This is a genomic window from Microbacterium sp. BF1, assembly GCF_019279095.1.
GTDB lineage: Bacteria > Actinomycetota > Actinomycetes > Actinomycetales > Microbacteriaceae > Microbacterium > Microbacterium maritypicum.
On the sequence record NZ_JAGYWT010000077.1, the window covers coordinates 1 to 7,754 of the forward strand.

The 7,754-nt window shown below is 68.5% G+C and carries 8 protein-coding genes and 1 tRNA gene; 4 read left to right on the top strand and 5 right to left on the bottom strand.

The features are described 5' to 3' along the window. Nucleotides 1-116: 116 nt before the first annotated feature. A complete protein-coding gene (locus KZA10_RS04530) occupies nucleotides 117-869 on the bottom strand; it encodes an AAA family ATPase (protein WP_127481796.1) in 753 nt (250 codons plus the stop codon). Between the two features lie 66 nt (nucleotides 870-935). After that, the gene (locus tag KZA10_RS04535) at nucleotides 936-2,438 is read right to left on the bottom strand and encodes an L-serine ammonia-lyase, iron-sulfur-dependent, subunit alpha (protein ID WP_218682288.1); all 1,503 of its coding nucleotides are present in this window, start codon (nucleotides 2,436-2,438) and stop codon (nucleotides 936-938) included. A 55-nt stretch (nucleotides 2,439-2,493) separates the two neighbouring features. On the opposite strand from KZA10_RS04535, the gene KZA10_RS04540 reads away from it, so the two are divergent. Continuing rightward, complete coding sequence (locus KZA10_RS04540; RefSeq protein ID WP_218682289.1) at nucleotides 2,494-3,126, top strand: hypothetical protein; 633 nt, start codon at nucleotides 2,494-2,496, stop codon at nucleotides 3,124-3,126. 75 nt (nucleotides 3,127-3,201) lie between these two features. Then, complete coding sequence (locus KZA10_RS04545; RefSeq protein WP_055876915.1) at nucleotides 3,202-3,510, top strand: hypothetical protein; 309 nt, start codon at nucleotides 3,202-3,204, stop codon at nucleotides 3,508-3,510. A 57-nt stretch (nucleotides 3,511-3,567) separates the two neighbouring features. Here KZA10_RS04545 and KZA10_RS04550 read toward each other — a convergent pair whose 3' ends face one another. Beyond that, a complete protein-coding gene (locus KZA10_RS04550) occupies nucleotides 3,568-5,298 on the bottom strand; it encodes an L-aspartate oxidase (protein ID WP_055869857.1) in 1,731 nt (576 codons plus the stop codon). A 71-nt stretch (nucleotides 5,299-5,369) separates the two neighbouring features. Between KZA10_RS04550 and KZA10_RS04555 the strand changes: the two genes are divergently transcribed. Next, nucleotides 5,370-6,305, top strand: a complete 936-nt coding sequence (locus KZA10_RS04555; protein ID WP_017828050.1) for a LysR family transcriptional regulator — start codon at nucleotides 5,370-5,372, stop codon at nucleotides 6,303-6,305. A 57-nt stretch (nucleotides 6,306-6,362) separates the two neighbouring features. Here the strand turns inward: KZA10_RS04555 and KZA10_RS04560 are convergent. Then, nucleotides 6,363-6,435: transfer RNA gene (locus KZA10_RS04560), tRNA-Arg, on the bottom strand. A gap of 64 nt (nucleotides 6,436-6,499) precedes the next feature. Continuing rightward, the gene (locus KZA10_RS04565; RefSeq protein ID WP_017828049.1) at nucleotides 6,500-7,084 is read right to left on the bottom strand and encodes a hypothetical protein; all 585 of its coding nucleotides are present in this window, start codon (nucleotides 7,082-7,084) and stop codon (nucleotides 6,500-6,502) included. A 130-nt stretch (nucleotides 7,085-7,214) separates the two neighbouring features. Between KZA10_RS04565 and KZA10_RS04570 the strand changes: the two genes are divergently transcribed. After that, the coding region (locus tag KZA10_RS04570; protein WP_218682290.1) for an SDR family oxidoreductase at nucleotides 7,215-7,754 on the top strand (540 nt) is incomplete at its 3' end.

Consider the following 7,754-nt stretch of genomic DNA (forward strand, 5'->3'; position numbering starts at 1 on the left):
CCTCGGCCGGCGTCTCAGCGCGTGGCGCAGCCGCAGCCTGAGTGCTGCCGCGCGGTGCCGCAGCTGGCGTGAACCGACTCGCCAGCCTGCGACGTGCGCCGCGGATCGAGACGAGGTCAGTCGAGCAGATGACGCAGGTAGCGCGGAGGCGAGTCGAGGAACGACCGCCAGTGATTCACGAGTTCGAGGTCGTTCCACTCGGCGGAGCGGATGCCCCAGTCACCGACCTCGAGGATGCGCGCCCCGGGCAACGCGGCGAGCACGGGAGAGTGCGTGGCACATAGCACCTGGCCGCCCTCGTCGACGATGCGCTGCAGTACGGCGATGAGCGCGAGCGTCGAGGAGAACGACAGTGCGGCCTCGGGCTCATCGAGGCAGTAGAACCCCGGCTCATCGAACCGGCTCTCCAGCAGCGCGAGGAACGACTCGCCATGGCTCATCTCGTGAAAGGCGATGTCACCGCGGGGCGAGGGATTCTCTTCCAGGTACGTGTAGAACGAGTGCATCGTCTCGGCGCGCAGGAAGAAACCCCACCGGTTCGCACCCACGCCACGCTGGAGCCGCAACCACTCCGACAACGGCGACTCCGTCGGGCGCGTGCTGTGCTTCGCCTGGCGCGACCCGCCCTCGGGCGACAATCCGTAGGCGATCGCGACCCCTTCGACGATGGTCGACTTGCCGCTGCCGTTCTCGCCGACGAGGAATGTCACTCCGGGGTCGAGATCGATACCCTCCCGCAGCACCTGGGCGACGGCCGGGATGCTCGTGGGCCACTGCGCGCCGGGCGTGGGCGCGTCATCGGTCGGATGCACGGCGACGACCGGCTGCTGGCGCCGGCGCTTGCTGCGCGGGTCCCAGAACGGATCCATCACACTCTCCTCGGTCGGTCTCCGAGGAGGCTATCCGCGACTACCGACACGGCGCGCCAGTGGCGCTCAGCACTCGATGACGTTGACCGCGAGTCCGCCCTCGCTGGTCTCCTTGTACTTGGTCGACATGTCGGCGCCGGTCTGGCGCATCGTCTCGACCACGGCATCCAGCGACACGTAGTGGCTGCCGTCTCCGCGCAGCGCGAGACGCGCGGCGGTCACGGCGGTCGAGGCGGCGATCGCGTTGCGCTCGATGCACGGGATCTGCACGAGCCCGCCGATCGGGTCGCAGGTGAGACCGAGGTGGTGCTCCATCGCGATCTCGGCCGCGTTCTCGATCTGACGGTTCGTGCCGCCCATCACCGCGGTGAGGCCGCCCGCGGCCATCGCGCAGGCGGATCCCACTTCGGCCTGACACCCGCCCTCCGCCCCCGAGATCGAGGCGTTCGCTTTGAACAGCGAGCCGAGAGCGGTCGCCGTCAGCAGGAAACGACGGATGCCACGGCGGCGGTTCGCCTCGGCCGTCTGCTCCGGGTCGAGGTCGGCATCCACCTGTGCGGCGAGGCTGGGACCGTCAGGGCCGAAGCCCAGCAGCGCACTTCCGACCAGCTCGCCGTAGGGCGTCACGGCATTGCCGGCACCGAGCCCGGAGTCGGCAAGGAACCGCCACCAGTACATCGCTACAGCGGGCAGAATGCCGGCCGCACCGTTCGTGGGTGCAGTGACGACGCGCCCGCCCGCCGCGTTCTCCTCGTTGACCGCGAGCGCGAAAGCCCCGAGCCATTCGCCGGGGAGTTCACGGTGCCCGTCGGCCTCGACCTCATCGAGCTGCGCACGGATCGTGCTCGCCCGCCGCTTCACCTTGAGCATGCCGGGCAGCACACCGTCGGAGTGCAGGCCGGCATCGACGCACGCCGACATGGCATTCCAGATCGCGTCCAGCCCGGCAGCGACCTCTTCCTCGCTGCGCACCGCAGTCTCGTTCAGTCGCGCGACCTCGGCGATCGACAGTCCGTTCTCGTCACAGAGGGCGAGCAGCGACGCGGCATCCGCGTAGGAATAGGGGAAGCCGGCAGAGGTGATCGACGTTTCTTCCCCCTCACGCCGGATGAAGCCTCCGCCGATCGAGTAGTAGGTCTCCTCGGCGATCGTCGCGCCGGCGGCGTCCCACGCGGTGATCGTCATGGCGTTCGGATGACCGGGCAGCCTGGTGCGTGGCGCGAAGACGATGTCGGTCTTCGCGAACGGGATCTGCTGCTGGCCATCGAGAGTGAGCGGCTCACCCGCCGGGTACTCGGTCCAGGCCGAACGCACCTCCGCAGGGTCGCAGCTCTCCGGCGACAATCCCCGCAGCCCCGCCACGACGGCATCCGGCGTTCCGTGTCCGATACCGGTCGCTCCCAGCGAACCGAACAGCGTGCACTCGATCCGCGACACCGCGCTGAGCGTCTGGCTCGCGCCGAGCCGGTGGACGAAGTCCAGGGCCGCGCGCATCGGGCCCACCGTATGGGAGCTCGAGGGACCCACTCCGATGGAGAACAGGTCGAAGGCCGAGACGTACGCAGTCACTCGTCCAGGGTACGCCGCCTTCCCCTCTTCAGTTCACCCCCATTAACCTGATCGCATGAGTGATGACACCGGGATCCTGCTGTTCCTCGCGGCGGGCGCGCTCGTGCTCGTGCTGATCGTCGTGTTCGGCGTTCTCAGCTCGCGCAAGAAGAGCAAGGCGACGACCCGCACCTGGAGCGTGCGCACCGGGTGGATCGGCGAGCAGCCGTTCCTGGAGAGCAGCGACCTGGCACCGGATGACAAGCGCCAGGAGGAGCTGTTCCGGCAGACCTACCCGATCGGCGGGACCGTCACGGTCGCGATCACCGATGATCAGGGAGAACGCGCCGAGCATGAGGTGCACGTCTCGCGGATCGGACGCAGTCTGCGTGCCGGTTTCCCGCAGGCGAAGATCGGCCTGAGCGCCTACTTCCGCGAATGGGAGGGAAGCGAGTTCCCCGCCGTCTTCCCGGTGAAGGGGTCCGACAAGATCGTCGAGATCGCGCTGGATGCCGACGGCGTCACGGCCAGGGATGCCGCAGGGACGACCGTGTTCACCTCGCCCTGGTCGACGCTGCTGTTCTCGAACGGACCCGACATCGTGCTCGCGGGCGGCACCGGTAAGACCGTGCGCGTGGAGTACAAAGACGGCGACGCTCTCGAGGAACTGCTGATCAAGTACGGCACGCTGAAGCAGATGCACTTCTGAGGCCGCGTCAAGCCCCTTCATCCGGTGCGGTTGCGACGGCATCCTGATGGCGACGACATCGCGAAAGGGACGATCATGACGAACAGCACACCCGAGCAGGAACCGTCTCCCGAGACGCAGGCTCCCACACCCACACCCTCATCGGGCGCCGATGCGGGAGAAGTGACGGCGGAGTCGCCCGCGCCGGATGCCTCCCCCGCACAGGCCGAGTCCGCTGAGCAGGCAGACCCCGATGAGGTGCCGAGCACCGAGCAGTTGCAGGAGCCGAGCACCGAGAAGGCTCCGGGCGAGGAACCCAAAGCACCCCAGCGCGACGAGGCCGAGCCCGATCATGAGGCCGTCGGCATCGGCGTGATCGACACCGAGGAGCCGCAGGCCGACTGAGCGTCGCCCCGGCGAGTGAGCGTCGCCCCGGCGACCCGGAGCGAGTCGGGTCCGCGACTACTCGACGAGCTTGCCCGTGGTGTCGACCTCGCGCATGAGCTCGGCGATCTCGGGCGAGATCTCAGGGATCGCCTCCCGGGTCACGCCGTCCTTCGGCGACCACACCAGGTTCACCTGCAGCGTGGGATCACTGTCGGGGAAGTCGCTGCGGTTGTGGCATCCGCGCGTCTCGCGACGCTCCAGTGCGGCCTCGAGCGTGGCGCGGGCGGCGAGCGCTGAGGCCTTGAGGTCGAACGCGTGCGCGAGGTCCTGGAAGCCCGCGATGTCGGGGTGGATGCCGATGTCCTCCATGCGTCCCTCGATCATGTCGAGGTCGGCGAGGCCTGCCAGCAGCCCCTCCTCCGAGCGCACCACACCGGCGTACCGGGTCATGAGGTTGCGGATCGCACGCTGCAGGGCACGCACGTTCTCGCGTCCTTCCGCGGCGAGCAGGTCATCGATCTCGGCGCGGGCCTCGGCGACCGCCGACGCCGAGCGACGCTGGGCGTCGAGACCGGCCGCATGCTCCATGGCCGCCTGTCCGACGATGCGCCCGTAGACGAGAAGCTCGATGAGCGAGTTCCCGCCCAGGCGGTTCGCGCCGTGCAATCCGCTGGAGGCCTCACCGATCGCGTAGAGCCCGTCGACGTCGGTCTGGTGGTCCTCCGATCGCACCCAGACGCCGCCCATCGAATAGTGCGCGGTCGGGGCGATCTCGATCGGATCTGTCGTGATGTCGAGCATCTGCAGCTCCATCATCGTCTGGTAGACGCGGGGCAGACGGGTCATGATCGTCTCTCGGGGCAGGTGCGACACGTCGAGCCAGACGCCGCCGTTCTCGGTGCCGCGTCCTTCCTGGATCTCGGTGTACGCGGCGAGCGCGACGCGGTCCCTGGTCGACAGCTCCATCCGCTCGGGGTCGTACTTCGCCATGAACCGCTCGCCGAGAGCGTTGCGCAAGATGCCGCCTTCCCCGCGAGCCGCTTCGGAGATCAGGGTGCCCGCTGCACTCTCCGGCTCGATGATGCCGGACGGGTGGAACTGCACGAGCTCGGGGTCGCGGAGCCTGGCGCCCGCATCGACGGCGAGACGGAAGGAGTCGCCCGTGTTCTCGTCGCGGCGGGAGGAGGTGCGCCGCCAGATGCGATTGTGTCCGCCGGCGGCGAGGATGACGGCGTCGGCGTGGATGAGGTAGCGGGTGCCGTCGGCCTGGTCGAAGCCGTAGGCCCCGAACACCACGTTGTCGCGCACGAGCAGGCGCGTGATGTAGACGTGGTCGAGGATCGGGACCTCGAGCTGCTCGGCCTTGCGCACCAGAGTGCGCTGGATCTCCAGGCCCGTGTAATCGCCGGCGAAGGCCGTGCGGCGGAAGGTGTGCGCACCGAAGAAGCGCTGGGAGATGCGACCGTCGTCTTCGCGGGCGAAGTCCATGCCCCAGCGCTCGAGGTCGCGGATGCCGCGTTCGGCGCCCTGCGTGACGATCTCGACCGTGTGCGGGTTGGCGAGCAGGTAGCTCTCCTTGATGGTGTCGGCAGCGTGCTGCTGCCAGCTGTCACCCGCGTCCATGGTGCCGAGCGCCGCGTTGATGCCGCCGGCGGCGAGCGAGGTGTGCGCATCCTGCCTCGGGCGTTTGCCGACGGCGAGCACGTCGACGCCATGTTCGGCGATCTCGATCGCCGCCCGCAGCCCGGAGCCGCCGGTGCCGATGACGAGGACCGTGGTGGATATCTGTCGTTCGCGCGTAGCCATGCGATCCACGCTAGTTAGGCGACCCTAATAACTCCAATGCATAGTTCGACTGGAAACGATGCGGGTAGGCTATGGCCATGAACCTCGAGCAGCTCCGCGGGTTCGTCGAGGTCGCGCGTCTCGGACACTTCACCCGCGCCTCCGAGCACCTGCACCTGGCACAGCCGTCGCTGAGCAGGCAGATCTCGACGCTCGAACGCGAGCTCGGCGCCGAGCTGTTCCACCGCGCACGCGGCCACATCGCCCTCACGGCTGCGGGCGAGACGCTGCTCCCCCGCGCACAGCGCATGCTCGCCGAGGCCGATGCCATCCGCGACGAGATGGGCGAGTTGGCAGGACTCCGCCGCGGACGCGTACGCCTGGGTGCGCCGCCCACGCTCTGTATCAGCCTGGTCGCCGAGGCGATCCGCTCCTTCCACGCGAGTCATCCGGGCGTCGATCTGCATCTGACCGAGAGCGGTTCCCGCCGGCTCGTCGAACAGCTCGCCGTCGGCGCCGTCGACATCGCCCTCATCACCGAATCCGACGGCCCACCGCCCTCGGGCTTCAGCCTCACGCGCACCCCGCTGCTCGCCGAAGAGCTCGTCGTGATCTCCGCCGCCGCCGAGCCGCCGGTCTCGACCATGCCCGCGATGAGCCTCGCCCACCTCGCCACGCTCCCGCTGATCGCTCTCGACGAGACCTACGAGCTCCGTGCGACGACCGATGCCGCTTTCCGCTCGGAGGGGCTCCGGCCCACCCACGTGCTCGAGGGCGCCGAGATGGATGCGGTGCTGCGCTTCGTCGAGCGCGGTGTCGGTGTCGCGGTGGTCCCGGCGATGGTGCTGCTCGATCGGCCCGCCCTGCGGTCGGTTCGACTGACGCATCCGATGATGACCCGCACCGTGAGCCTCGCCCACCGTGCGGATGTGACCCCTGCCGTCGCCGTCGCCGCGATCCGCGAGGTCATCGTCGCCACGGCCGCTGAGGTCGCGCACCGCGACCCGGCCATCACGAGCCTGCTCTGAACGCAGAAACGGCCCCCACCGAAGTGGAAGCCGTTCCTTTACTGTCTCAACACAGTGTGCGCCCGAAGGGACTCGAACCCCTAACCTTCTGATCCGTAGTCAGATGCTCTATCCATTGAGCTACGGGCGCCCAGCCCGCTCAGCGGGCCGTAGAACAGCCTACAACAGTCGCGACGGGAAAGCGAAACGAGGCCTCACTCGTCGGCCGAGGCCGCCTTCTGCTGCTTCTTCCGCCGCTTGGCCTTGGCTCTCTGCTCCGACGAGAGCGCCTGCAGATCGACGAGCCGAAGCGCCTGCATCCGCGCTTCGCGCATGCGGTTGTAGTCGGGGTCCTGATCGGGACGCATGCCTTCGACGCGCAGGCGACGGTCGAGGTTGTGGCGCACGTCGGCCCAGGCGGCGTCTCTCGCCTCCTCGACGATCTCGGCGAGGCGCTCGCGGTCCTGCATGATCTCGCGCAGACGCACGGCCACACCGGTGGACTGCTTGGCCCGACGGCGGAGGTTGCGCACATCGCGGTCACGATAGTCGTGCGTTCCCACCGGATCGGAGTGCCGACCTCTCGCGCGTTTGCGGAGGGCGGTGACGGTGGCCGCAGCCTCTTCCGATTCCTCGGCCATGGCGCGAAGCGCCTCACGCGCATCGTCGATGTACTTGTCCATGTCGAAGACACCGTCTTCGGCGATGGTGCCGATGAGGATGTGGTTCTTCACCGCGAGGCGCGCAGCAGCGGTCGCGATCGCAACGCCTTCGGCGATGGCATCCGCTGTCCGTCCCACCGGTACCTCCTCTCCTTGAGCGTACCGGTATCACTGCGGCCCGGTGTCGGCCAGAATGGTTCGGAATCAGCTTGCCCCACCCATCCGACATCCGCGGGTTCGCACCCGGATCGCGCGCCGCAGGAGCCACATGAAGCACCTCGACCTCACCGGCAGCACCACCGTGATCACCGGAGCCGCCAACGGGATGGGCGCCGATATCGCGCGTCTGCTCGCCGGTCGAGGAACGCACCTCGCGCTCATCGATCACGACGCTGCGGCGCTCGCGACCATCGCCGCGGAACTCACCGACGTCCACGTGACGACGCACGTCGTCGACCTGCGCGATGACGACGCCGTGTTCGCCGCCGCCGCAAGCATCGCCGAGGGGCACCCGCGCATCAATGCCCTGATCACGTGCGCCGGATCATCGATGCTCGGCGACATCGACCAGCTCACGATGGAGGAGATGCGCTGGCTCACCGATGTGAACCTGTGGGGCACGGTCTCTATCACCAAGGCGCTCCTCCCCGCGCTCCGCGCAGCTCCGGCCGCGCACATCACGCACCTGGCCAGCGTCTACGCACTCGCCGCCCCCGCCGGACGCATCCCCTACGCCGTGAGCAAGTTCGCCGTGCGCGCCTTCTCCGAGGCACTGCGGCATGAGCTGGAGGGCACCTCGGTCAGCGTC

Excerpts from the sequence above, each read along its gene's own strand:
- KZA10_RS04530 (WP_127481796.1), bottom strand. The coding sequence starts at position 869 with ATGGATCCGTTCTGGGACCCGCGCAGCAAGCGCCGGCGCCAGCAGCCG.
- KZA10_RS04540 (WP_218682289.1), top strand. The coding sequence starts at position 2,494 with ATGAGTGATGACACCGGGATCCTGCTGTTCCTCGCGGCGGGCGCGCTC.
- KZA10_RS04545 (WP_055876915.1), top strand. The coding sequence starts at position 3,202 with ATGACGAACAGCACACCCGAGCAGGAACCGTCTCCCGAGACGCAGGCT.
- KZA10_RS04550 (WP_055869857.1), bottom strand. The coding sequence starts at position 5,298 with ATGGCTACGCGCGAACGACAGATATCCACCACGGTCCTCGTCATCGGC.
- KZA10_RS04555 (WP_017828050.1), top strand. The coding sequence starts at position 5,370 with ATGGCCATGAACCTCGAGCAGCTCCGCGGGTTCGTCGAGGTCGCGCGT.